This window comes from Streptomyces sp. NBC_00576, assembly GCF_036345175.1.
In the GTDB taxonomy this organism is placed as follows: domain Bacteria; phylum Actinomycetota; class Actinomycetes; order Streptomycetales; family Streptomycetaceae; genus Streptomyces.
The window spans coordinates 4836106-4860117 of sequence record NZ_CP107780.1 but is presented as its reverse complement, the minus strand read 5'-3'; the positions used below and the strand labels follow the sequence as shown (position 1 = coordinate 4860117).

Here is a 24012-nt window from a genome sequence, read left to right as displayed (position 1 = left end):
CTGGAGCTGGTTCAGTGGCTTCGGGATTTGGGGGAATTCGGGGAAAGGTATGTTTCTCTTCAGCCGATCTGGCGATTGCGGCCCGCCAGCAGGCCTGCCGCGATCTGGACCAGGGTCAGCAGCAGGATGAAGGCCAGGGGCAGCCGCCAGCCGTCGGAGCGGTCGTAGAGAACGCCTACGACTACGGGTCCGGGAATCGCCAGCAGATAGCCGAAGCCCTGTACGAAGCCGGAGAGCCGCACGACGGCGGCGCCGTCCCGGCCGCGCATGCCGATCATCGTCAGGGCCAGCGGGAAGGAGCAGTTGGCCACGCCCAGGAGGAGCGCCCAGAGCCAGGGCGCGGCGGCCGGATCGACCCACAGCCCCGTGAATCCGGCCAGGCCGCACGCGCCGATCGCCGCCGCGATCCCGCTCTGGTGGCGAAGCTTCCCGGCCATGGCCGACAGGGCGAAGGACAGGGGTACGCCGAGCAGGGAGGTGCCCGAGAAGAGCAGGCCCGCGGTCTGGGCGGAGAGTCCGGCGTCGCGGAAGATCTGGGGCAGCCAGCCGATGATGATGTAGGCGGAGCCGGCCTGGAGTCCGAAGTAGGCGGTGAGTGCCCAGGCGGTGCGGTCCCGGGAGAGCCGGACCCGGGGAGGGTGCTGCGGGTCGTACGGGGCGTTCGCGTTCACCGGCTCCGCTCCCGGTGGCCGCCGGCGGCGGGCGAGGGCCAGCCAGGGGGGTACGGCCATGGCGGCCAGGATCGACCAGGCCCCCAGGCCGTATCGCCAGTTGCCGCCGAACGCCTCGGTCAGCGGGACGGTCGCGGCGGCTGCGGACGAGGCGCCGACGTTCAGAGCCATGGAGTACAGGCCGGTCATCGTGCCCACCCGGTCGGGGAAGCGCTCTTTGACGACGGCCGGGAGCAGCACGTTGGCGATGGCGATGCCGGCGAGTGACAGGGCGGTCAGCGCGACGAACAGGGCGGGGTTGGCGGCGAACGGCCGCAGTGCGAGGCCGGCCGTGAGCACCGTGCCGGCGGCGGCGATGGCGCCGGCCGCGCCGTAACGCCGGGCGAGAGCCGGGGCCGCGGAGCCGATCAGGGCGAAGCACGCGGCGGGGATGGAGGTGAGGACTCCGCTCAGAGTGCCGCTCATGGACAGGCTGTCGCGCACCTCTTCGAGAACCGGCCCCAGGCTGGTGACCCCCGGCCGCAGGTTGAGTGCCGCGAGTACGAGCGCCGCCACCGCGAGTCCCCGCATCTCTCGGGAAGTCCGGGAGGTGGGGGAAGTGGGGGAGGTGCTGAGGGGGGTGTCGGGGGTGTTGGAGGTGTTCTGGCCGGGGTGCGAGGCGTGCCTGTTGAGCTCACTCTTCGACATAGGGCCTATCGTAGACTCATCCTATGACTCGATGTCTAGTGGTTCGGAGGTAGATTCATGGGATGAGTCTCAGGTGGGTCCACCCGACAAGAACTGTCATAGACTGATGGGATGACTATGGATCCCGTTCGCCGCCAGGCGCTTTCCGACCAGGTGATCACCCGACTGCGACGGCAGATCACCTCCGGGGCCTGGCCTGTGGGCTCACGCATCCCGACCGAGACGGAGCTGGTCGAGCAGCTCGGCGTGGCCCGGAACACGGTGCGGGAGGCGGTCCGGGCCCTGGCGCACACCGGCCTGCTGGAAATCCGCCACGGCTCCGGGTCCTATGTGCAGGCGACCAGCGAACTCGCCGGCATGATGCGGACCCGCTTCGAAAGGGCCCGGACGGAGGACGTCACCGACGTCCGCAGCGCCCTGGAGATCCGGGCGGCGCGTCTGGCCTGTGTCCGCCGCACCCCGGACGACCTGGAACGGCTCGAACTCCTGCTGCAACAGCGGCAGCAGGCATGGTCGGCCGGAGACCGGCTCGGTTTCGCGAACGCGGATGTCGCCTTCCACCTGGCCGTCGTCAGCGCGTCCCACAACACCGTGCTGGCCGAGTTGCACGCGGACCTCGGTGAGGTGATCCGGGACTCGCTGCTGGACCATTTCGGCGACACACTGCGCCCCGAGCAGTTCCAGGACCACGCCCGTCTCGTCGAGGCGATCCGCGAACGCGACAGCGACCGGGCGGCGCACGAGTCCGGCTCCTACATGGACTGCGCTCCCGCCGAGAAGTACGAGTGACGGTCATCGTTCTCCCGTACGACGACGGGGGCGCCCGGTGATCAACACCGAGCGCCCCCGTCGTCGTCGTACGGGAAGCGGTTACAGCTTCTCGATCACGTAGTCGATGCACTTCGTCAGCGCCTCGACGTCCGTCGGGTCGACCGCCGGGAACATCGCCACGCGGAGCTGGTTGCGGCCCAGCTTGCGGTAGGGCTCCGTGTCGACGATGCCGTTGGCGCGCAGAACCTTGGCGACGGCGGCGGCGTCGATGTCGTCCGTGAAGTCGATCGTGCCGATGACCTGCGAGCGCTTGGCCGGGTCCGTCACGAACGGGGTCGCGTACTTGACGTCCTCGGCCCAGCCGTACAGCGTCCGGGCGGAGGTGGCCGTGCGGCGGACCGCCCAGTCCAGGCCGCCCTGGCCGTTGATCCACTCCAGCTGCTCGTTGAGGAGGAACAGGGTGGCGAGGGCCGGCGTGTTGTACGTCTGGTTCTTGCGCGAGTTGTCGATCGCCGTGGGGAGGCTGAAGAACTCCGGGATGTGGCGTCCGCTCGCGTGGATGCGCTCGGCGCGCTCGATCGCCGCCGGGGAGAACGCGGCGAGCCAGAGGCCGCCGTCCGCCGCGAAGGACTTCTGCGGGGCGAAGTAGTAGACGTCGGTCTCGGCGACGTCGACCGGCAGACCGCCGGCGCCGGACGTGGCGTCCACGAGGACGAGGGAGCCCTCGTCGGCACCCGGTACGCGCTTGATGGGAGCGGCGACACCGGTGGACGTCTCGTTGTGGGTGAAGGCGTACGCGTCGACGCCCGCCTCGGCCTCCGGGTCCGGGTGGGTGCCCGGGTCCGAGGAGATGACGGTCGGGTCGGCGAGCCAAGGGGCGAGCTTGGCGGCCTTCGCGAACTTCGAGCTGAACTCACCGAAGGTGAGGTGCTGCGACTTGTTCTCGATCAGGCCGTGCGTCGCGACGTCCCAGAACGCGGTCGAGCCGCCGTTGCCGAGGATGACCTCGTAGCCGTCGGGGAGCTGGAACAGCGCGGAGATACCCTCGCGCACCTTGCCCACCAGGTTCTTGACCGGGGCCTGGCGGTGGGAGGTACCGAGGAGGGAACTACCGGTGGCGGCCAGCGCGTCCAGCGCTTCCGTCCGCACCTTGGAGGGGCCCGCGCCGAAACGTCCGTCGGCGGGCTTGATGTCAGCGGGGATCTGGATGTCAGCCACGGGCGGGAGCCTATCGGCTCCGCGAAACCTGGGCGAAACGTCGTCCGTCGGATGAGACGAGGTCAATGCGGATGAGGTCAACGCGGACGGGTGCTGCCTGTGTCGTCCGGGTCGATGTCCCGGGCCCGGTCGCTCATCTGGTCCCAGAAGCGGCGCATGCCGGCTATGGGCACCTTGCGCTGCCAGGGCGCCTCCCGGCGGAATCGCAGGGAAGCCCACGCCCAGGGCTGCCACTTCTTCAGCACGTCGCGCTGGTGCAGGCAGAAGACCTCGCTGAACTCCATCCGCAGGTTCTCCACCTTGGCCGGGTAGGGGCACATCTTCATCCGGCACTCGTCCGTGCAGCTGGATCCGGGCTGCGACGCGCGTTCCGCGCCCCGGACGGGGTTCAGCCTGGTGCGGTCCTTGCGTACGCAGGACGGCAACTGGGCCGGCTCGCGGGCACAGACGTCCAGGATGCGGAACAAGTCCTTCGGCCGGTACGACCGTTCGCCGAGCACCAGCATCAGCAGTACGTCCGCGAGCAATTGCTGTGCCGTGGGGTCCAGGGTGCTCCACCCGGTGGACGGCGGGATCCACAGATTGTGGGCCCGCTGCTCCCCGGGCAGCCCGACCTCGGTGCCGATGCGGGAGGCCAGGGCCGCCTCGTCGATCCACAGGAACCGCTCGGGTCGCCGGGTCTGCAGAGCGCGCACCGCCAGCTTGGCGGCGCCCTCGACCAGAGGGTGCTCCGCCCGGTTTCCGCCGCCCAGCGACAGCCACTCCTTCACCTGGCCCCTGGGGTCCGACCCGTGGCCGCGGATCGGCTGGTCGGCGTTGACGTCGTCGGGCAGGCTCCACAGGGTCAGGGCGTGCAGAAGCGTCAGACGCGTGTACCAGAACGTGCTCTGCTTCAGCAGCTCCTGGGCCTGCTTGACGAGGAACTCGCGGGCCTTGCGGTTGGACCGGGGGCCGGGCCGCCGGTTGGCGGCGTACTTGAATCCCTGGGCCAGCGCCGCTCCCAGGCCGACGGGGGCGCCGGGGCCGTCCTGGCGAATCCTGGCATCGGTTGTTTCCCCGGTCGCCATCCGGACCCAGCTGTCCAGGTCGTCGCGAGGGCTGGCGAGGTGGCGGGACATCATGGAGGACTCGACGAGCAGCGGGAGGAGCCAGGCCCGCATCGTGTTGCAGGCCCAGTTCCCCTTCTCCGCCAGGGCCTCCTCCTCGGCGTACCTGCGTTCCTTCCGTTCCCTCACCTCCATCAGGTCCCGCTGCGACCTGCGGTCGTTCCTGTCCGCCTCCTCGGGGGATGGCCTCATCTCCTGGCCATTGCACTCGCGTTGGGTCACGATCGACGTACAAGCCGCGGAAAGTCTGTCGCACAGCGCCTGGTACGCCGGTTCGCCGCCTGCTCCTATCTCCTTGACGATCGCCTCGCGCACCCGGCGGTCCGTCTCCTTGCGGCCGATCCCGAACAGGACGCCGTACGGCGGGTATACCGGGTGCTCGCACCCCGGGTTGCGGCTCCGGGCGGCGGCCACGCGGCGTACCGCCGTTCCGCACTGCTTCACCAGGGCGAGTTTCGCCTCGCGGAGCCTGGTGGGGTCCTCGTTCTGGCCGAGACGGTTCCAGTCCTTCGAGATCTCCGAGACGAGGTCGTACTGTCTCGGGGCGCTCCCGACGCTGTCGATCTCCACGGCGGCGCCGTAGATCTCGAGCGCCCTCAGCCGTGGGCCGCCGCGCTCGTCGGGCTCGCCGTTACCGGTCGCCGGAAGCTGTTCGGCCACCTGCTGGGCGCGCTCCGCGGCGGTCAGCAGATTCTTGGCCTGCTTCTCCAACAGCTCGCACATCGTGTCCACGGGGCATGGCCGCCCGCGCGCCGCGGAGTCACCGCAGGTGCACTTCCCCTTCTGCGACCGGGAGTACAAGGTGAGAGCGATGAGGAGTTCCCGTCCGCCCCGCCGCAGTGCCCGGGCGAGGTGCGCGTCCGGGTGTGTTTCCGGGTGTGCATCCGGCGGACCGTCGGTCGCCGGGTTCTCGAACATCTTGTCCAGGAAGCGGGATCCGAGATAGGCCTGCACGATGCTGTGCTGAAAACGGACCTTGTCACCGTCCTCGTGGACCAGGCCCATCCGGGTGCCCCAGGTCGCTGCGATCCGGGCGTCCACCCTGGGGCCCATCCACCGGTCGGCGCCGTCCGGGGTTCCCTGGCAGGGGTGTTCCTGGCCCTGGTGTTCCCGACACCGGTGTTCCTGTCCCTGATGTTCCTGTCCCTGCCCGGAGGCGCCGGGCTTGTGGGTGTACTCCTTCGGCGACCACCGCAGATCCGCCATCCGGTCGTCCAGTTTCTGCGCGGCGCGCTTGTTCCACGGTGCGTCCGATGTGAGTTCCCCGAGGTTGACGTCGGCGCTGTCCGAGGCCAGGCCGATGCACGCCAACGCGGAGATGTACTCCACGACCGCCAGCCTCGTGTCGTGGTCGATGGGCAGTTCGGGGTGGACGTCCCCGTCGACCAGCGCCTGGATCCACGTCTCCATGAGTTCCGCCCGCAACGTCCAGCTGTCATGGAGCTGGAGGTCCGGATTCCCGCCCCCGGTCCACAGGGGTTCCAGCAGGTCCTTTCTGTGCAGATCCTTGGCGATCTTGAGATAGATGGGGGATTCCGCCATGTTGGCGGCTTCCACGATCCGGTCGAGCAGGGTCGGATCGGAGCGCCAACTGCCGCTGCGAGCGATGTAACACAAGGCCGCCTCGTTGCTCAGCGGCTCCAGCTCCGAGACGGCCGCCTGCATCGCGCGCAGCGGCTCGTGCGGCCGCGAGGCGATGACCAGCGGCAGCCCTTCCTGGCCGGCCCTGCGTATCGCGTCCCGGATCAGATTGTCGCGTCGGCCGCACAGGTGGTCCTGGCCGAACGCCTCCTCCAGACCGTCCGCGAGGACCACGATCCGGTCGGCCCGCTGCCGAAGCCACCTCCAGATTCGGTCGATCTCGCCGTCGGACCGTACCTTCGACCGCACGATGTCGCGGAAACGCGCAAGCGCCATTTCGTCGAAGTTCAGCGGCTCGTCACCCTGGATGTCGCGCAGCCGTATCGGGATGGGAACGGCCCCCGCGGCCGCGAGTTTCTGGGCGAGCCGGACCAACAACGCCGTCTTCCCGACACCGATGCCCCCGACGACGACATGAGGCCGTCGGACCTTCTTGTCGCCCAGGTTCTTCATGATGGCGTTGCAGAGCTGGTCGCGTCCGACCACCTCGTCCATCAGGCTGCCCGCCGTCTGCACCAGGCGGCTGGGCTCGTACCTCGCCTGGTACGTGCAGAACCGGCGGACCTGCCACAGCCGCCAGGACAGAAACAGGAGGGTCGAGGCGGCCAGTACGAGTATGGGCATCGCGACGCCGCTGACCACGTCGCATGCGGCGGAGTTGTTGTTGGCCTTGTTGTCGTCGCCCCCGCACAGCTTGTGCGGTCCGAAGCCGCCCACCCACGACGTCTTTCCGACGAGATCCAGCACCGCGACGAAGACCCACGCGAGCAGTCCAGCGGTCAACAGGGCGACGACCGCGACCAGCGCGGTCGTCCACGGCGGATTCCACCACCGTCTGGCGCGCGTGACGCCCCGGTGGATCAGCCACCGGGTGCGGAGGTGCCAGAAGGCGGCGACGAACGGGCGCCGGCCGTGCGCCCACAGTTCCCGGAGAGGGCCTCCCTCCGGCGGACCTGTGACGATCTTGACCTTGCGCTGATGGAGTGCGTATCCCATTGACCACCACTCCGTCGGCTCCGCCGGGATCGGCCGGGGGCCGACGCTTCCGGTTTGGGATGTAGAGGTGGAGGGATCCCTTCATCCAGTTCACCAGCCCTTGCGTGACGTCGCCACTTGGCGGAACTCGGCCAGTTGGGGCGGCTGGAACTCGCCCCCGCCGCCCCTGCCAGAGGGGGGACCCCCGGACGGGCTGGGAATGCCGGCCGGTGCTGGAGGGGTGCGGGCCGGTGCTGCCTCGAACCTCCGTGAACCCGATCCCCGTTTCTTGGCAAGTACTGAGAGAACGCTGTCCAATTCCTCATGACCCTCTGACGACACGGACCGTCCATGACTGATTCCCTCTGCCGGCCCTACCAAGGGGCCGGTGCGGAGGCGGATGCCGTGCTGATCGCGGCGTCGCTCGACGAACCGGAGCGCTTCGCGGCGCTCTTCGACCGGTACGCGCCCGCCATCCATCAGTACGTCGCCCGGCGACTCGGTCATGACGCGGCCGAAGACGTCACCGCCGACACCTTCCTCACCGCCTTCCGGATACGCGCCCGCTACGACAGCGAGCGCGCCGGCGTCCGCCCCTGGCTGTACGGCATCGCGGCGAAACTGATCAGCCGGCATCGCCGTGAGGAGGTGCGAGCGCTGAAGCTCCTCGCCCGTACCGGGCACGATCCCGTGGCCGAGACCTGGACCGACTCCGCCGACGACCGCGTCGCCGCGCAGGCCGCCTCCCGGCCCCTCGCCAAGTCGCTGGCCAAGCTCTCCGAGGGCGACCGGCACGTACTGCTGCTGTTCGCCTGGGCCGAGTTCAGCTACCAGGAGATCGCCGAGGCACTGGACATCCCGGTGGGCACCGTCCGCTCACGGCTTAACCGGGCGCGTCGCAAGCTGCGCGCCTCGGCCGGTGCGCACAGCCCCTTCAGTGAAACGTTCGAACCGCACGCACCCGAAGGCGACCTCACATGAACGATCTCTCCGAACTTCCCGAAGTGTCCGCACTGCGTGAGATGCGTTCCGATGTACCCCTTCCCAGCCCTGAACTCCTCGCACCGCAAAGGGAGTTGCTCACGGCGGCGTTCCGGGAGGAGACCGTCGGAGCTGGGAACGGGGCCATGGGTACGCCCCTGTCCCTGTCCCTCCCCCGGCGTCGTCTCGTCCTCGTGGGTGCCGCGGCGGTAGCCGGTCTCGCCGTCGCCGGTGGTGTTGTCGCGTCCCTGTCCGGCGACACCACCAGTACCGCATCGCCGGCCGGCCAACTGCTCTCCGCGCAGGCCTCCGCCGACACCCTCGAACTGGCCGCGGCCACCGTCGAGAAGCTCGGCGCGAACGAGCCCCGTCCGAAGCAGTGGGTCTACGAGAAGAGCACCTCCTTCGGCAGCGACGGGCCCCAGACGTCCGAACAGTGGACCCGCTGGGACGGCACCGGCGCCGCCCGCCTGCCCGGCTCCCCGTCCGCGGGCAACTTCGAGGACTTCGACCCGAACAAACTGCAGGTCTGGTACGGCCCCAACCAGGAGGAGAAGTGGAAGGAGGAGGGTTACGACGACCGGTCCCAGCGTCAGTTCTACCGCTTCCTCGCCACCCTCCCCAGCGACCCCGACCGCATGATGAAGCGCATCCGCCAGGAGCACGCCATCGGCGACATCCCCGGCGAGACGCCGGCGGAACGCGACTGGCGGGAGATCGACGTCCTCTACCGCTCCGTCCTCATCCCGCCGAAGGTCCAGGCGGGCCTGTTCCGCGCGCTCGCGAAGATCCCCGGTGCACGGGTGGAGAAGGGCGTCGAGGACCCCCTCGGGCGTCCGGCGATCGGCGTGACCGTGACCTATGCCAAGCCCAGCGCCGCCGGCTGGACGGGCAAACAGGAGATCTTCTTCGACCCCGAGACGTACGCCTATCTGGGGGAGGTCCAGGGCGTCGGGCCGATCGAACTTCCCGAGGGAATGAGCCAGTCGCCGGAGGATCTCCAGGAGTCGGATCCCGGGATCATCACGGCACGGGCCGCCTGGGGCGTCGTGGACAAGCCCGGCGCGCGCCCCTGAGGTGACCCGGAGGCGCCCCTGAGAAAGGGCCTACAGCGGTACGACGCCCAGCGCCGGCGTAGGAGTGAACCGCACCGGCAGTTCCGTAAGCCCCCGCAGCCAGGGGGACGGGCGGCGGGTCAGGGACTCGGCGGGGACTGCCAGGTCGATGTCCGGGAGGCGGTCCAGGACGACCTCGATGCCTGTCCTCGCGATGACCTCCGCGACCTCCTGCGCCGGGAACGGGCACCGGTGTTCCCCGTGTCCGAAGGAGAAGTGGGCGTTGTTGCCGCCGGTGAGGGCGGAGCCGTCGGTGCGGACCTGGGGGTCGGAGTTGGCGCCCTGGAGGCCGAGGAGGAGCAGGTCGCCCGTACGGATGTGCCGGCCGCCGAGCCGGGTGTCGCGGGATGCCCAGCGGCCCGGCATGGTCTGCACGGGCGCGTCCTCCCACAGGACCTCGTTCATGGCCTCGGCGACACTGCTGCGGCCGCCGAAGAGGGAGGCCGCGAACCGTTCGTCCGTGAGCATCAGGCGCAGCGAGTTGCCCATCCAGTGGGCGGTCGGATCGTTCCCCGCCGCGATCATGATCATCAGGTCGTGGGTGATCTCCTCGTCCGTGAAGCCGTACGGGTTCGCGAGCATCCGCGAGACCACGTCGTCCGAGGGGTGCTCCTTGCGGGCGGCCAGCAGTCGGCCCATCGACGCGATCAGGTGCTGCTGACCGGCCATGCCGGTCGCCTGCCCGTCGGTCATGGCGAGCGCCGCGGTGACCAGGCCAGGACCGTCCTCGTCGGCGAAACCGAAGAGCCGGGCCATGACCCGTACCGGCAGCCGCATCGCGTACTCCTGGACGAGGTCCGCCTCGCCCCGGGCGCAGATCGAGTCGATCAGCTCGTCCGCGAACTGCTCGGTGTACGCCCGCAGTTCGACCGGATCGGCTTCCTCCAGCGCGCCGCCGACCATGGCGGCGCGCCGGCGGTGGCGTTCGCCGACGGTGTAGAGGATCGAGGGCTGGCCGCGGCCGATCATCGGCAGGTGCGGCCAGTCGGCGGGGATCCTCGCCCACTGGTTCCAGAGCCCCGAGTCCCGGCTGAACAGCTCGGAATCGCCGGTGACCTGATGCAGTTCGCGGTAGCCGAGCACCAGCCACGCGGGTACGTCCCCGTCGAGCAACACCGGTGTCACCGGCCCGTGTTCGTGCCGCATCTCCCGGTACAGCCGGTCGGGTTCGGTTCGCAACCGGGGGCCGTTGAGGGGGACATGGGCGGCGGTCACCGGGGCAACTCCTCGTTGGATGCGGACACTTGACCATCGTACGAACGTGAAAGTGAGAGTGAACCCGAACCCGAACCCGAACCCGAACCCGAACCCGAACCAGAACGGGAACGCTGGTAACGGTGTTTCGCGTGTTCCACGAGCGCGATCAGTACCCGCTTGCTCGAACTCCGGGCGCGCGCGTCGCAGTGTACGAGCGGTACGTCGGGGTCGAGGTCGAGCGCGTCGCGGATGGCCTGCGGGGCGAAGTCGGGGCCGCCGAAGTCGTTGTTGGCCACGACGAACGGTGTGCCGTGCTGTTCGAGGCGGTCGATGGCGTACCAGGAGTCGTCGAGGCGGCGGGTGTCGACGAGGACGACCGCGCCGAGCGCGCCGGCGAACAGCCGGTCCCAGAGGAACCAGAAGCGTTCCTGGCCCGGCGCGCCGAACAGGTACAGCACGTTGCGGGCGTCGAGCGTGATGCGGCCGAAGTCGAAGGCGACGGTCGTCGCGTTCTTGTCGCGCACCGCGCTGACGTCGTCGACGGCCTCGCCGGCCCGCGTCATCGTCTCCTCGGTACTGAGCGGACGTATCTCGCTGACCGAACGCACCAGCGTCGTCTTGCCGACCCCGAAGCCGCCGACGACCACGATCTTCAGCCCGTTGTCGGCGGAGGCGTGGAGCGGTGGCCGTGGGTCGGCCGCCGGCCGTGGGCCGGCGTCGGGGCCGGGGCCGCCGGCTCCTGCCGGGTCAGAGGTTGCGGAGTCCAACGAGCACCTGCTCCAGGATGTCGGGGTCGGTAACGGCGGTCCGGCGCGGATGGCGGGCGCTGACGCGGCCCGCGGCGAGGAGGTCGGCGAGCAGGATCTTCGTGATGCCCACCGGCAGCCGCAGCACGGCGGCGACCTCCACCACCGCCGTGGGGCGCTCGGTGAGCCGCAGGATCGCCGCGTGCTCGGACTGCATCCCCGGTACCGGACCGCTCTCGGCGACGACCAGCGTCACCAGATCGAACGGATTGCCGGGCGCGGAGCGGCTGCGCCCTCCGGTGAGGGTGTAGAGACGGTCCGGAGAATCGTCCCTTCCCGGGCGGTTCCCCGGTTGTCCTGCCGGTTGTCCCGCCGGTCGGCTCATGCCGTACGGGGCTGGGCCGTACGAGGCTGAACTGTTCTGGGCTGGGCGCGCAGGTGCTCCCCGAGCTGCTCGACGAGTTCGCTCATGTTGTGGCCGACAAGACCGGCGTCCGCGTCCTCGGCGGTGACGACGGCGAGGTGCGCGCCCTGGCCGGCCTCGACGATGAACAGCACCCCGCCGTAGAACTCGGTCATCGCGGTCCGCACGCCTCCGGTGCCGTCCCCGAACTCCACGGACGCGCCGTGCGACAGGGACTGGATTCCGGCGGCGATCGCGGCGAGCTGGTCCGCCTGGTCGACGGACAGCTCCGGCGTACGGCACAGCTTCAGGCCGTCCCGGGAGAGCACGAGCGCGTGCCGGGCACCCGGGGTGCGCTCCAGGAGACCCTCGATGAGCCAGGTCAGCTTCTCGTCGGCGGTCGTCGGGCCGGGGCCGAGGCCAGTACCGGTGCCGGTCATCAGGTGGGGTCGCCTTCCGGGTGGGAGGTGGAGGTGGGGGACGGCGGCGCGGCTTCAGCCGGGGGTGCGGGTGCAGGTGCGGGTGCCTGTTCCGGGCTCGTACTGCCCTGGAAGGCCGCCTGGTCAGGCACGGTGCCGCGTACGGCCTGCCGGAAAATCCCGAAACGGGCCACACGCTCGCGCGTGTCGTCGGGTTCGGGGTCGGGCGGCGCGAGAGGGATCGAGAACCTCGACTCGTCGGCCCGTGCGGCTCCCCGGGCGCGCTCGGCCTCGGCGAGCGTACGGCCACGGCGTCGCTGCGGCAGCACACTGGAGGGCACGTCCGCGGTGTGGCTCTCCGAGTGCTCCGGTGCCGGTGCCGGTGCCGGTGCCGGGGCTGGGGCATGGTCGGGGGACTCGTGGGTGGGCACGGGGTCCGGGTCCAGGTCGCCGACGGCGGCGCGAGCGGCTCCGTACGACTGCTCCGGGTACGACTGCCCCGCGTACGGCTGTTCCGCGTACGGCTGCCCCGCGTACGGCTGTTCCGCGTACGGCTGCCCCGCGTAGGGCTGCTCCGGGTACGCCTCCTGCGCGGAGGGCCCGTCCGCGTACGGTCCCGTCGGATACGGCTCCTCCGGGTACGGCCAGTCCGCGTGAGCCTCCTCCGCGTACGACACCCGCGGGTCCTGGTCCTGGCCCTGTTCCTCGGAACGGGCCTCCCAGGGTTCGCCGGGCGTGGGCACGGGCGCCGTGGGTGCCTCCGGTACCGGCGGTGCCATCCGCGTCGGCGGTGTCGGCGGTGTCGGCATCGGCAGCGGCTCCGCCGCGACCGTGTCCCCGGCCAGGATGTCCTGTGGGATGAGCACCAGGACGCCGGTGCCCCCGCGCGCGGAGGGGCGGAAGGAGACCTTGAGGCCGTACTTGCGGGCCAGCCGGCCGACGACGGAGAGACCGAGGCGGGTGCCGGTGAGGCCGCCGAGTCCGACGCTGACGGTGCTCTCGCCGTTCCTCCCGGGCGCCCCGTTCCGCCCGACCTCGCCGGAGACGGCCTGTTCGGCGCGGCGCAGCTGCACCTCGCCCATGACCAGGCCGCTGTCCTCCACGGACACGATGACCCCGGCGGGCACCTCCTCGACGTACACGTGGACCTCGGCGGTCGGCGGCGAGAAGTTCGCGGCGTTGTCGAGGAGTTCGGCGAGCGCGTGCATGACGCCCTCGGCGGCGTGTCCGGCGACGGCGGCGTCGCTGGTGGAGTGCACGCGCACGCGTTGATACCCGCTGATGCGGCCCATGGCGCCGCGCAGGATCGACTCCATGACGATCGGGCGGGCCCAGCGGCGGCCCGAGCGGGCGCCCGAGAGGACGGCGATCGAGTCGGCGAGGCGGCCCGCCTGGGCGGTGCGGTGGTCGAGGTGGAGGAGGTCGGCGACGACGTCCTCGTCCGTGTGCCGGTCCTCCATCGCGCGCAGGTCGGCGAGGGTGCTCGTGGCCAGCGCCTGCATACGGCCGGCCGCGTTGGCGGTGGCCGCGAGGGCCGCCGCCCGCTCCTGGTTGGCCCGGCGCAGCTCTTCGGCGAGGCGGGCGTTGCCCTCGGTGAGCAGGGTGATCTCGTAGGCCTTCTCCCGCTGGATGCGGGTGAACTCCTGGGCGGAGGCCTCGGTGAGACGGGCGCGTTCGCGGGTGAGATCGGCGGACACGCGCGCGTGTTCCCGTTCGAGATCGGCGGTCAGCCCGGCCCGTACCTGGTTGAGCTCCTCGGTGAGGCGGGCCCGGTCGTGCAGCAGGCGACCGGAGTCGTCGGTGACGGTCGCGAGCTGTTGGCGCAGCAGCCGGGAGGACCGGATCCCGTGGGTGGCGACGGTGACGGCCACGCACAGCACCAGCGCGGCGACGGCCCCGCCGAGCGTGAGCGGGGCGCGCGCCTCGTCCGGCGCCCGGGCGACCGCGCCGGCCACCGCCAGCGCGGCGAGCACGGCGGTGAGCAGCGGGGCGGGCAGGAGGGCGCGGTAGGCGGGGCGTTCGCCGGGTTGGCGGGGCGCGGTCATCAAGCGGTCCTCGGTCGGTCTCGGTCGATTCCTCGGTCGGTCCTCGGCGGTGTCCTCGGTGCTGTTGCCTGCGTTCGGTTCGTGAGTGTGAAGTAACTGTTGGTGCTCAACTGGCCGTAACTATAGGGGAGTTAGTGATCGAATTTGAGGTGTTTCGGTTCGGTCCTCACAAACCGTCCACGTCTCACGGGGTGCCCGGACAGTCACTGTCAGTGGCGGGAGGCATGCTGGGGGCATGACGGATCTTCGGCCGCTGGAGGCGGAACTGCGGGGGGCCGTTCGGGGCGAGGTCGGTTTCGACGCGACGTCCCGGGCGCTGACCACCATGGACGCGTCGAACTACCGGCGCGTCCCGCTGGGCGTGGTCGCACCGCGCGACGCGGACGACGTGGCGGCGGCCCTGGCCGTCTGCCGGGCGCACGGTGTGCCCGTCGTGGCGCGCGGCGGGGGCACGTCGATCGCGGGCCAGGCGACGGGCACGGGGGTCGTTCTGGACTTCACCCGGCACATGAATCAACTCCTCTCCCTCAACCACGAGGAACACACGGCGGTTGTTCAGCCGGGCCTGGTCCTCGACCGCCTCCAGGAGGCCGCCGCCCCGCACGGCCTGCGCTTCGGCCCCGACCCGTCGACCCACGGCCGCTGCACGCTCGGCGGCATGATCGGCAACAACTCCTGCGGCGCGCACTCCGTCGCCTGGGGCACGACCGCGGACAGCGTGCGCGAGCTGACGGTGATTCGCGCGCGCGGCGACCGCCTCCGTCCGGGCCGGGACTGGGCGGGCGCCCCGGACGGCCTGCGCCGGCTGGCCGAGGGCGAGTTGGCCCGCCTGCGCACGGGCTTCCCGGATCTCCCTCGCCGCATTTCCGGGTACGCGCTGGACGCGCTGCTCCCCGAGAAGGGCGCGGACGTCGCCCGCTCCTTCTGCGGCTCGGAAGGCACCCTGGGCATCGTCACGGAGGCGGTCGTACGCCTGGTCGAGGCCCCGCGCGCACGTGCGCTGGCCGTGCTGGCGTACGCGGACGAGAGCGCGGCGGCGGAAGCGGCGGCCGGCCTGCTGCCGTACGGTCCGCTGACGGTCGAGGGCATGGCCGCCGACCTGGTCCGCACCGCCACGGACCTGCCCCGGGGCGGCGCCTGGCTGTTCGTGGAGACGGGCGGCGCGGAAGCGGCTCAGGCACGCGCGCGTGCGGACGCGATCGTGCGCGCGGCGGACGTCACCGACGCCCTCGTGGTGTCCGACCCGTCCGGCCAACGCGCCCTGTGGCGCATCCGGGAGGACGCGAGCGGCACGGCGACGAGGATGCCGGACGGCACGGCGGCGTGGCCCGGCTGGGAGGACTGCGCGGTACCGCCGCCCCGACTGGGCGCGTACCTACGGGACTTCAGGGGGCTGCTGCGAGACCACGGGCTGCGCGGCACGCCGTACGGCCACTTCGGCGACGGCTGTATCCACGTACGCATCGACTTCGACCTTCTGACGGCGCCCGGTGTGGCCCGCTTCCGTCGCTTCTCGGAGGAGCTGGCGGAGCTGGTGGTGTCGCACGGCGGCTCGCTCTCGGGCGAACACGGCGACGGCCAGGCCCGCGCGGAACTCCTCCCGAGGATGTACGCCCCCGAGGTGATCGCCCTCTTCGAGCGCACGAAGGCCCTCTGGGACCCGGACGACCTCCTGAACCCCGGCATGCTGGTCCGCCCCGCCCGCCTCGACGAGAACCTCCGCTTCGCGGTCCTCCCCCGCGAGCCGGTGGACGTGGCCTTCGGCTACCCGGCGGACGGCGGGGACTTCTCGGCGGCGGTGAGCAGGTGTGTGGGCGTGGCCAAGTGCCGTACACCGGCGCCGACGCTCGGTACGGGGGGCGGTGGAGGCTCGGATGTGATGTGCCCGTCCTTCCGGGTGACGGGTGAGGAGGCGCACTCCACGCGCGGGCGTGCCAGGCTGCTGCACGAGATGCTCGCCGGCGAGGTGATCACGGACGGCTGGCGGTCGGAGGAGGTCCGCGACGCGCTGGACCTGTGCCTCTCCTGCAAGGGCTGCCGCTCGGACTGCCCGGTCGAGGTCGACATGGCCACGTACAAGGCCGAGTTCCTCCACCACCACTGGTCCGGCCGACTGCGCCCGGCGGCGCACTATGCGATGGGCTGGCTGCCGGTGTGGCTGAGGGCTGTCGCTCGTACACGTACGGCGTGGGTGCTCAACTCCCTCGCCTCGGTAGGCGTGTTGGCGGCGCTGGCGAAACGGCTGGGCGGAATCGCGCCCGAGCGGGAGATTCCGGCGGTGGCGAGGGAGACGTTCAGCCGGTGGTGGGGGAGGCGGGTCCCCGGGAGGGACAGCGGGCGCCGGATTGTCATGGTCTGGCCCGACACCTTCACGGAGCACCTGACACCGTCGGTGGGGCGGGCGGCCGTACGCGTACTGGAGGCGGCGGGCCTGGAGGTGACGCTGCCGCCGCCCGCCCGCACCGGGGTCTGCTGCGGCCTGACTTACGTCTCGACCGGCCAACTGGACCGAGCCCGGGCGGTGTTGCGCCGCACGCTCGACATCATGGAACCGGTACTGGAGACGGGGACCCCGGTGGTGGTCCTGGAGCCGAGCTGCGCGGCAGCACTCCGTACGGACCTCCCGGAACTGCTGCACGACGACCCACGCGCGCGGCGCCTCGCGAACGCGGTCCTCACCTTCGCGGAGACCCTGGAACGCCACGCCCCCGACTGGACCCCGCCCCGAGTGGACCGCCCGGCGACCGGCCAGACCCACTGCCACCAGCACGCGGTACTGGGCGACGCGGCGGACAGACGGTTGCGGGAGGCCGCCGGCCTGACGGGTGAACTGGCAGGCGGCTGCTGCGGGCTGGCCGGCAACTTCGGCTTCGAGAAGGGCCACTACGAGGTGTCGACGGCCTGCGCGGAGGAGCGGCTGCTGCCGGCGGTGCGGGAGGCGGGGGAGGGGGCTGTGGTGCTGGCGGACGGGTTCTCGTGCCGGACGCAGCTTCAGCAGTTGGGCGGGGTGCGGGGGCGGCATCTGGCGGAGGTGCTGGCGGAGAAACTCGAAACGGAACTGGAACTGGAAGGGGACGCGACATGAGCGCGGCCGAGTTGAACCGGGTGGCCGTCCTCTCCGACATCCACGGGGTGCTCCCGGCCCTTGAAGCGGTGCTCGCCGAGCCGGAAGTGGCCGCCGCGGAGCGCGTCGTCCTGACGGGGGACATCACGGCGGGCCCCCAGCCGGCAGAGGTTCTCACCCTCCTCCGAGAACAGGGCGACCGGGTGCTGTGGATCGCCGGGAACGCGGACCGGGAACTGGTCGAGTACCGACGAGGAAAGCGGACGTCGATCCCCGACCCCATCGCCCCCTTCGCAGCAGCCCAACTCACGGACACCGACGTCGAGTTCCTGGCGGCCCTGCCCACCTCCCTCACCCTCCCCGTCCGTGGACTCGGCGACGTCCTCTTCTGCCACGCCACACCCCGCGACGACGAGGAGATCGTCCTGGTGGACTCCCGCCCCGATCGCTGGACAGAAGTCTTCGCGGACGTCCCCGAAACGGTCCGCACGGTGGTCTGCGGGCACACCCACATGCCGTACGTCCGCCTCGCCCACGGCCGCCTCGTCGTGAACCCCGGCAGCATCGGCATGCCGTACGGCCGCCCGGGCGCCCACTGGTGCCTCCTCGGCCCCGGCACCGACCTGCGCGTGACGCGGTACGACATCCCGGCCGCGATCACCCGCCTCGTCGCGGAGTGCGCGTACCCGGAGATCGCCGACTGGGCCGACTACTACCTGAACGCCCGGGCGACGGACGCGGAGGCGTTGGGCGCGTTCGGGCCGCGTGACGGGAGAGGAGAGGCGCCGACGGGGTGAGGCGGGTGAAGCCGGGCGGCGTGACCAAGGGCGGTTCAGGGCGCCTCGGTCGAGCTATCGCTGAGCAGGCGTGGCCATGTGGGCACGGTGATGGGGCCCGGGTCGGCTTCGGGCCCGCCATCGCGTCATCAGGCTGGCGGCCCTGCCGCTCAGTTCAGCCGGTTCAGCCGTTGCCCCCGGCTCTCGGCCACGCGGAGCGCATCCCGGAGGGCTTCCGTCAATCGCTCGGCCAGAAAGCGGAGTTCGCCGCGTGGCGTGTCCGGGAGCAGTTCGCGGGCGTGGGCGAGGAGTTCCGTGCCCATGCCGAGCTGGATGGACTCCGTCGCGTCGGCCAGGCGGGACACGGGGCCGCCGTGGTCGTCGGCGATCAGGTAACAGGGCTTGCCCTCCTGGCCGGTCCAGGGCAACAGACGTGGCCGGTGCGGCAGTTCGGGGGCATTCGTCGACTCCGGTTCCGTTTCCGCTCGCATCAGGCGACCTCCGTCCCGTGGATCCAGTACGGGCCGGGCACGTCGATCCCCAGGGTGGCCGTCGCCAACTCCCGGTGCCGTAGCCGCTGTTCATGAGCGGTGAGGTACGGGCGTACGGACCTGGTGGTGGTGCCATCGATACGGGTGCCGGCGTCCAGGCTGTAGGGGCTGCGGTGGGTGGGGAGTGGGGTTCGGGCTGGGGGCGGACTGGTGGGCGTGAGGGGGGTGGTCGGGTGTGTGCGGCGGTGGGTGCCGTGTGGGGTGGCTAGCAGGCCCACCCAAGTGATGAGGCGGCCGATAAGGTCGCTCATGTCATCAGCTCCTGTCTGGTTCAGCTGGTGGCCGTGCCCCCGAACGGCTTGCTCCCGTTGCGGGGGTCTTCTCGGCTATCCAATCGCGGTCTACCGAAGTCTACCGCGGTCGCGCGGTCTACCGCAGAGTTTTAGCGTCAACTGCATGACACCCGAGCTCGATCGAACCCGACCCGTCTGGCGCCAGGTCGCCGCAGTCATCACCGCCCGCATCGCCGACGGGGAGTACCCGGTGGGTGCCCGTGTGCCGTCGGTCGTTGAACTGTCCGCCGAGTTCGGCATCGCGAGTTCCACCGCCCAGAAGGCGCTGGCCCACCTCAAGGCGGAGGGGCTGATCCGTGCAGAGGTCGGCCTGGGCTCTTTCGTCGCCGAGCGCCCCGAGGTGTAAGGCGTTGCCCTGTGGTATGCAGGGCCGATGATCGGTCGGCTTGCCCTCGATGAACAACTCGGGGCTCTGCGCGAGGTGTTGTCGCGCAACGACGTGTTGGTGGAGGTGCTGGCCCGCACCGCGACGCTGGATCTGCCCGGGTGGTATCTGACGGCCGGGTGCCTGTTCCAGACCGTGTGGAACGTGGTCACGGACAGGCCGCCCACGGACGGCATCAAGGACTACGACGTCTTCTACTTCGACGACGGTGACCTGTCGTGGGAGGCGGAGAACAGGGCGATCGGTGCTGGGCGCGAGGTCTTCGCCGGCCTGCCCGCCGAGGTCGAGATCCGCAACGAGGCCCGGGTCCACCTCTGGTACGAGGAGAAGTTCGGCGTCCCGTGCCCGCCGTACCGGTCCACCGAGGCGGCGATCGACAGTTTCGCGGCGACGACGTGCTGTCTGGGCGTACGCCTGGAACGGGACGGCCAGTGGCGTGTGTACGCGCCGCACGGGCTCTCGGACGTGTTCAACCTCGTCGTCCGGCCGAACCCGGTCCTTGCCCCGCAGGCCGTCTACGAGGCGAAGGCGGCGCGGTGGGGGGAGCAGTGGCCCGAGCTGACGGTGCTGGACTGGCCTCGGCCGAGGGGGTCACGGGACAGCCGGAGCTGATCGCCAGGGGGTACCGCTCAGTGGCCCTGGGCTGCCGCCGGGCGACGGGCGTCGAGCACCCGGGCCGTCGGCGGCCATGTGATCAGAGCAGGGCTCGGATGGCGGCCCGCTGTTCTGGCAGGCCGACTTTCCTGAGCCAGCGGAATTTGTTGCCGATGTTCCCCCAGCAGTTGTCATTGGCGGTGACGGCTTGCAGGAGCTCTCGTTGCGCGGCCGACAGTGGCAGGCCGGGGCTGTAGCCGGTGGGGAAGGCTTTGACGAGCAGCGGACCCCAGTCGCGGTCGACGGTGAAGTCGCTGGCGAGCGGTATAAGGGCCATGGCCGCCGGAGCCAGGTCTTCGAAGGCATCGACGCGGTCAAGGACGGCCTGCAGGAGGGTGAAGCGGAGCCAGCCGTCGAATTGAGGGAGTGCGTCGGGGAACCAGTGGTCTGCCTCGACCGGGTTTTGCAGGGCTTCGAGCAGGACGGCGGTGGCGCGTGGCATGCGCGCGCATCCGCTGGCCAGGGCGGCGCAGGTGCGCACGGCTGGATCAGGATCGTTGAGGAGGCCGGTGGTGTCCTGGCCCCAGGCGCCCAAGGCCAGAGCTGCGGAGGAGCGTTCTCGGCGGCTGCCGTCCGCTGCGAGAACGCTACGCAGGCGGTGGGCGGCGCGGGGAACGAGTTCGGCGAGGCCGGGTGCCTTCAGAAGCAGGGTGACCGCTCCGAGGGCTGCCTCTCGGGTGTCCGGATGCGGATCGTCGAGGAACGGTTCGACCGCGTCGTAGAGCTCGCGTCGGATACTCCGGCATGCGTGGATCGCTTCGAGCTCGTCTTCGTCCTCGCCGTCGTACTCATCCCCGCACTCGTCCTCGCTGCCGGGAACCTCGCCGTAGGAGGCCGAGTCGGCGATCTGGCCGAGCCAGTCGAGTAGTGCGGCCCGTAGGGGTCGGGTCCGGTCGTCCCAGGGGAAGAAGCTCTCGTGCTCGGCCAATGTTTGGCGGTGGGTCAGGATCGCTGCGACGAACAGTGCGGCCGGCGGGGTGGAGCTGTACAGGGATCCTTGATGCAGCACGGACATATCGAGCATTCCCAGTGCCTCGGCCTGCACCTCGGGATCCTCGTTCAGGAGTTGGCACAGGTACGGCGGGGTGTCCTCGGCGCTCCCATATGCATGCTGCAGGGCGCCCCATTCAGTTGCCATGAGCAGCTCTCTGGCCGTCGAAGGCAGTCGCGACCAGATGGGGGTGCCACGTTCCTCGTCTCGATTCGTCACATGCACACCCTGCCGAACAGCACTGACAACCGGTTGCGCAGGGCTACCGGGGGTCCCGGCAGGCATGTCTCACCTGAGGTTGCGCCGTTGCCGGCTCCGACGGCGTGGAGTTCGGGATCGTGGGCAAGGCGGGGTGGACAGGGCGGGAGCCGAGTGCGGGGCTCCCGGCCCTCAGCTGTAGTAGGCGATCTTCTCGTCGAGAACCTCCATGGCCCGGCACAGAGCCGCCGCCCGCTGCTCCAGGGCGGACCGGCGCCCGCGAAGGAAGGCGACCCGGTCCTGCGGAGAGTGTTCGGCGCGCAGAATGGCGACGAACTCCCGCAGGTCCGCGATGCCGAGGCCGGCCTCGCGGAAGCACGTGACCAGGCCGATCCAGAAGAGGTCGTCTTCGGTGTACTCCCTGCGCCCGCCGGCGGAGCGCCGGATCGGGCCGATGAGCCCTTCGCGCTCGTAGTAGCGCAGTGTGTCGATGGAGACACCAGTACGGTCGGCGGCGGTGGCCGGGGCGATGGTGGTCATGAGGCTCCTTGGGCGGCTGCTATCGCGCTTCGTCGAAGCGCGCCAGGTGCTCGTCGCTGAGCCGCACACGGCGTGCGGCGAGTGCCTCCTCGATCTGCTCCACCCGGCTCGCGCCGACGATGGGGTCGATCCCCTGCCGCATCAGCCATGCCAGGACGACCTGGTTCCGCGTGGCCGAGAGCTCGCGGGCGACGTCGTCCAGGACCGAGAGCACCTGGATGGTTCCGGGGTGGTCATATGTTTGCGGAAGCGGTTTGTCCGCGCGCACGTAGGAACCCCACATCAGCGCGCTGTACGACCATACGGCGAGCCCCTCCGACCGCGCGAGGTCCAGGTCCTCGGCGGCGAGCATGCGGTGGCCGGCCTCCGCGAGAGGGGTGAGCGGGCGCGGCTGGACGAGTGAGTGGCGCAGTTGCAGGGCCGTCCACGGTTCCACGCGCTGCTCCCGCGCGAGTGACCGGGCGCGCTCGACGCGCCAGGCGGCGTGGTTCGCCGCCCCCACCCGCAGAGCTACTCCCTTTGCGACCAACTCGCCGAATGCGCCGACCGTCTCCTCCAGTGGAACGGTGCGGTCCTCGGCGTGGGCCCACAGCAGATCGATGTGATCGACTCCCAGACGTCCCAGGCTCTCCTCCACACCGGCGTGGACGGCGGGGGCGGAAAGTCCTTCGGCGCTCTTCGGCCAGGAGTGCGGGACGAGCGGGTTCTGCCGGACCTTCGTCGCGATCCGTACCGCGTCGCGCGCGCCCGGGCGGGCCCGAAGCCACGCGCCTATCACGCGCTCGCTGGCGCCGCCGACGCCACTGGGGTCGTTCCAGAAGGAGTAGCAGTTCGCGGTGTCGAGCCAGACACCGCCGCCGGCGACGAAGGAGTCGAGGATCGCGAAGGCCCGGTCGGGATCGACGCGGGTGCCGAAGTCCATTGTTCCGAGGACGATCTGGGGATCGGTGGTGTTCATGCCGCCCATGCTCGTATCTGGAGCGCGCTCCAGGTCAAGGGCGGTCGTGGCGGACGGTCCGGGACCCGGTCTCCGCCTCGTGCGACGGACGCGCGTGACGATGCCCCCGTCGGCCGCGATCTTGGTAAGCGGCCTACCGAACAGCTCGCACCAGCGGAGGAGGTCCGCCTTCGGATTGGGTTCGATCACGCTGGGCAGTCTTTCTGCCGGCACTGGCAACTGGCCCTGGGCGGCGGATCAGCTTCCGAAGTCACCGCGAACGACAACCGCGGCCAGTGACACAGCGATGAGGGCCCGGACGGCTCCGGGCCCCCAGCACGGCGTCGGGCGGGTGTCCCTGCGGCTCAGTTCAGCCGGCTCAACCGCTGTCCCCGGCTCTCGGCCACGCGAAGCGCATCCCGGAGAGCCTCCGTCAACCTCTCGGCGAGGAAACGGAGTTCGCCGAGTGGCGTGTCCGGGAGTAGTTCGCGGGCGTGGGCGAGGAGTTCGGTGCCCATGCCGAGCTGGATGGACTCCGTCGCGTCGGCCAGGCGGGACACGGGGCCGCCGTGGGCGTCGGTGATCAGATAACAGGGCTTGCCCTGTTGGCCGGACCAGGGCAACAGGCGTGGCTGGTACGGCAGTTCGGGGGCGTTCGTCGACTCCGGTTCCGCTCGCATCAGGCGACCTCCGTCCCGTGGAACCAGTACGGGCCGGGCATGTCCAGCCTCAGGGTGGTCATGGCCAACTCCCGTCGCCGCAGCCGCTGTTCATGGGCGGTGAGGTACGGCCGTACGGACCTGGTGGCGGTGCCGTCGATACGGGCGCCGGCGTCCATGCCGTAGGGGCTGCGGTGGGTGGGGAGTGTGGTTCGGGCGGGCGGTGGAGCGGTCGGTACGAGAAGGGAGACGGTCGGGAGTGTGCGGCGGTGCGTGCCGCGTGGGGTGAGCAGAGTGCTCACCCAGATGATGAGACGGCCGATAGGGTCATTCACTGTCATCAGCTCCGTTCAAGTTGACTGGTGGCCATGCCCCGGGGCGGCCGGAATCCGTTGCCGGGGTCTTTCAAAGCTATACCCTACTGCGGTCTACTGCTGCATGAGCGGTGAACTGTGAATCGCGCAGAATACGGCCGTCTGCGCATGGTGGTGCGGTGATGGAATTTGCTGCCGATATCCCCCGCTGGCGCCAGGTGGCCGAGGTGATCCGCCGCCGTATCGAGGACGGCACGTACCCGCCACGGACTCGCATCCCGTCCGTTGTGGAGATCACCGCGGAGTTCGGTATCGCCGCCGTGACTGCGCAGAAGGTGCACAAGGGCCTGCGCGCGGAGGGGCTCATCTACACCGAACCGGGCCTGGGCTCTTTCGTTGCCGAGCGCCCCGAGGCGTAAGGCGTTGCCCTGTGGTAGGCAGGGCCGATGATCGGTCGGCTTGCCCTCGATGAACAACTCGGGGCTCTGCGCGAGGTGTTGTCCCGCAACGACGTGTTGGTGGAGGTGCTGGCCCGCACCGCGACGCTGGATCTGCCCGGGTGGTATCTGACGGCCGGGTGCCTGTTCCAGACCGTGTGGAACGTGGTCACGGACAGGCCGCCCACGGACGGGACCGCCGGAGTTGATCTCCTAGGGTGGTAGGCCGAACCTGCTG

23 protein-coding genes and 1 pseudogene are annotated in these 24012 nt (G+C 70.5%); 9 read left to right on the top strand and 15 right to left on the bottom strand.

Features of this window, described 5'->3' with window-relative positions; translation table 11 throughout:
* Positions 1–59: 59 nt before the first annotated feature.
* Entirely contained in the window at positions 60–1358 is a 1299-nt protein-coding gene (locus OG734_RS20745) for a CynX/NimT family MFS transporter (protein WP_330289025.1), read from the bottom strand.
* Positions 1359–1469: 111 nt separating this feature from the next.
* Between OG734_RS20745 and OG734_RS20740 the strand changes: the two genes are divergently transcribed.
* Positions 1470–2147, top strand: a complete 678-nt coding sequence (locus tag OG734_RS20740; RefSeq protein ID WP_443064883.1) for a FadR/GntR family transcriptional regulator — start codon at positions 1470–1472, stop codon at positions 2145–2147.
* 81 nt (positions 2148–2228) lie between these two features.
* Here OG734_RS20740 and serC read toward each other — a convergent pair whose 3' ends face one another.
* Together serC and OG734_RS20730 are read right to left on the bottom strand one after the other, a co-directional pair.
* Complete coding sequence (gene serC, locus OG734_RS20735) at positions 2229–3347, bottom strand: phosphoserine transaminase (RefSeq protein ID WP_330289024.1); 1119 nt, start codon at positions 3345–3347, stop codon at positions 2229–2231.
* A 77-nt stretch (positions 3348–3424) separates the two neighbouring features.
* Positions 3425–7090, bottom strand: a complete 3666-nt coding sequence (locus OG734_RS20730) for an NACHT domain-containing protein (RefSeq protein WP_330289023.1) — start codon at positions 7088–7090, stop codon at positions 3425–3427.
* Positions 7091–7420: 330 nt separating this feature from the next.
* Here OG734_RS20730 and OG734_RS20725 point away from each other — a divergent pair, with 330 nt between their 5' ends.
* Positions 7421–8050 (top strand): RNA polymerase sigma factor, encoded by a 630-nt coding sequence (locus OG734_RS20725; protein WP_330289022.1) that lies wholly within the window; start codon positions 7421–7423, stop codon positions 8048–8050.
* Complete coding sequence (locus OG734_RS20720) at positions 8047–9126, top strand: CU044_5270 family protein (RefSeq protein WP_330289021.1); 1080 nt, start codon at positions 8047–8049, stop codon at positions 9124–9126. Before OG734_RS20725 ends, OG734_RS20720 begins: the two co-directional genes overlap by 4 nt.
* A 30-nt stretch (positions 9127–9156) precedes the next feature.
* Here OG734_RS20720 and OG734_RS20715 read toward each other — a convergent pair whose 3' ends face one another.
* Genes OG734_RS20715 through OG734_RS20695 form a run of 5 tightly spaced genes read right to left on the bottom strand, consistent with a single transcriptional unit; the run spans position 9157 to position 13975 of the window.
* On the bottom strand, positions 9157–10380 hold the full coding sequence (locus OG734_RS20715) for a cytochrome P450 (RefSeq protein ID WP_330289020.1): 1224 nt from the start codon (positions 10378–10380) through the stop codon (positions 9157–9159).
* Positions 10377–11129 (bottom strand): GTP-binding protein, encoded by a 753-nt coding sequence (locus tag OG734_RS20710; protein WP_443064882.1) that lies wholly within the window; start codon positions 11127–11129, stop codon positions 10377–10379. The genes OG734_RS20715 and OG734_RS20710 overlap by 4 nt, the downstream gene beginning before the upstream one ends.
* Complete coding sequence (locus OG734_RS20705) at positions 11110–11493, bottom strand: DUF742 domain-containing protein (RefSeq protein ID WP_330289019.1); 384 nt, start codon at positions 11491–11493, stop codon at positions 11110–11112. The genes OG734_RS20710 and OG734_RS20705 overlap by 20 nt, the downstream gene beginning before the upstream one ends.
* The gene (locus OG734_RS20700) at positions 11490–11951 is read right to left on the bottom strand and encodes a roadblock/LC7 domain-containing protein (protein ID WP_330289018.1); all 462 of its coding nucleotides are present in this window, start codon (positions 11949–11951) and stop codon (positions 11490–11492) included. The genes OG734_RS20705 and OG734_RS20700 overlap by 4 nt, the downstream gene beginning before the upstream one ends.
* The gene (locus OG734_RS20695; protein ID WP_330289017.1) at positions 11951–13975 is read right to left on the bottom strand and encodes an ATP-binding protein; all 2025 of its coding nucleotides are present in this window, start codon (positions 13973–13975) and stop codon (positions 11951–11953) included. The genes OG734_RS20700 and OG734_RS20695 overlap by 1 nt, the downstream gene beginning before the upstream one ends.
* A gap of 235 nt (positions 13976–14210) precedes the next feature.
* Between OG734_RS20695 and OG734_RS20690 the strand changes: the two genes are divergently transcribed.
* Entirely contained in the window at positions 14211–17060 is a 2850-nt protein-coding gene (locus OG734_RS20690; RefSeq protein WP_330289016.1) for an FAD-binding and (Fe-S)-binding domain-containing protein, read from the top strand.
* The gene (locus tag OG734_RS20685) at positions 17057–17836 is read left to right on the top strand and encodes a metallophosphoesterase family protein (protein WP_330289015.1); all 780 of its coding nucleotides are present in this window, start codon (positions 17057–17059) and stop codon (positions 17834–17836) included. The genes OG734_RS20690 and OG734_RS20685 overlap by 4 nt, the downstream gene beginning before the upstream one ends.
* Before the next feature lie 149 nt (positions 17837–17985).
* Here OG734_RS20685 and OG734_RS20680 read toward each other — a convergent pair whose 3' ends face one another.
* Together OG734_RS20680 and OG734_RS20675 are read right to left on the bottom strand one after the other, a co-directional pair.
* Complete coding sequence (locus OG734_RS20680; protein ID WP_330289014.1) at positions 17986–18306, bottom strand: hypothetical protein; 321 nt, start codon at positions 18304–18306, stop codon at positions 17986–17988.
* The gene (locus OG734_RS20675; protein ID WP_330289013.1) at positions 18306–18617 is read right to left on the bottom strand and encodes a hypothetical protein; all 312 of its coding nucleotides are present in this window, start codon (positions 18615–18617) and stop codon (positions 18306–18308) included. Before OG734_RS20675 ends, OG734_RS20680 begins: the two co-directional genes overlap by 1 nt.
* A gap of 145 nt (positions 18618–18762) precedes the next feature.
* Between OG734_RS20675 and OG734_RS20670 the strand changes: the two genes are divergently transcribed.
* A complete protein-coding gene (locus OG734_RS20670) occupies positions 18763–19005 on the top strand; it encodes a GntR family transcriptional regulator (protein ID WP_330289012.1) in 243 nt (80 codons plus the stop codon).
* 27 nt (positions 19006–19032) lie between these two features.
* Complete coding sequence (locus tag OG734_RS20665) at positions 19033–19656, top strand: nucleotidyltransferase family protein (protein WP_330289011.1); 624 nt, start codon at positions 19033–19035, stop codon at positions 19654–19656.
* An 82-nt stretch (positions 19657–19738) separates the two neighbouring features.
* Here the strand turns inward: OG734_RS20665 and OG734_RS20660 are convergent, their stop codons facing one another.
* The 5 genes from OG734_RS20660 to OG734_RS20640 all read right to left on the bottom strand — a co-directional run bounded on the left by OG734_RS20660 (position 19739) and on the right by OG734_RS20640 (position 23325).
* Entirely contained in the window at positions 19739–20836 is a 1098-nt protein-coding gene (locus OG734_RS20660; protein ID WP_330289010.1) for a HEAT repeat domain-containing protein, read from the bottom strand.
* A gap of 243 nt (positions 20837–21079) precedes the next feature.
* Positions 21080–21427: a MerR family transcriptional regulator gene (locus tag OG734_RS20655; protein WP_330289009.1), complete on the bottom strand. Its 348-nt coding sequence runs from the start codon at positions 21425–21427 to the stop codon at positions 21080–21082.
* Between the two features lie 19 nt (positions 21428–21446).
* Positions 21447–22385, bottom strand: coding sequence for an aldo/keto reductase (locus OG734_RS20650; protein WP_330289008.1), 939 nt, complete (start codon positions 22383–22385; stop codon positions 21447–21449).
* Positions 22386–22729: 344 nt separating this feature from the next.
* The gene (locus OG734_RS20645) at positions 22730–23044 is read right to left on the bottom strand and encodes a hypothetical protein (RefSeq protein WP_330289007.1); all 315 of its coding nucleotides are present in this window, start codon (positions 23042–23044) and stop codon (positions 22730–22732) included.
* Entirely contained in the window at positions 23044–23325 is a 282-nt protein-coding gene (locus OG734_RS20640) for a hypothetical protein (RefSeq protein WP_330289006.1), read from the bottom strand. Before OG734_RS20640 ends, OG734_RS20645 begins: the two co-directional genes overlap by 1 nt.
* A 194-nt stretch (positions 23326–23519) precedes the next feature.
* Here OG734_RS20640 and OG734_RS20635 point away from each other — a divergent pair, with 194 nt between their 5' ends.
* Together OG734_RS20635 and OG734_RS20630 are read left to right on the top strand one after the other, a co-directional pair.
* Entirely contained in the window at positions 23520–23756 is a 237-nt protein-coding gene (locus OG734_RS20635; protein WP_330289005.1) for a GntR family transcriptional regulator, read from the top strand.
* Positions 23757–23783: 27 nt separating this feature from the next.
* Positions 23784–23987 (top strand): annotated as a pseudogene (locus tag OG734_RS20630) (nucleotidyltransferase family protein); the annotation flags it as partial.
* Positions 23988–24012: the final 25 nt, after the last annotated feature.